Source organism: Oleiphilus sp. HI0086, from assembly GCF_001635225.1.
Map to the genome: position 1 here is coordinate 1 of NZ_LWFZ01000604.1, position 203 is coordinate 203.

Consider the following 203-nt stretch of genomic DNA (forward strand, 5'->3'; position numbering starts at 1 on the left):
CTGCGCCAGAGGAAAGCAGAATAAGTCAGGAGCTGTCGACTGAAGTCGAGGAAGTCGAGGAAGTCGAGGAAGTCGAGGAAGTCGAGGAAGTCGAGGAAGTCGAGGAAGTCGAGGAAGTCGAGGAAGTCGAGGAAGTCGAGGAAGTCGAGGAAGTCGAGGAAGTCGAGGAAGTCGAGGAAGTCGAGGAAAGTTTAAGCTCGGAT

The 203-nt window shown here is 53.7% G+C and carries 1 protein-coding gene; it reads left to right on the plus strand.

The genetic code is table 11. From position 1 onward, the window contains the following. Positions 1–203: hypothetical protein (locus A3756_RS29190; protein ID WP_231875506.1), on the plus strand; the 203-nt coding region annotated here is incomplete at both ends.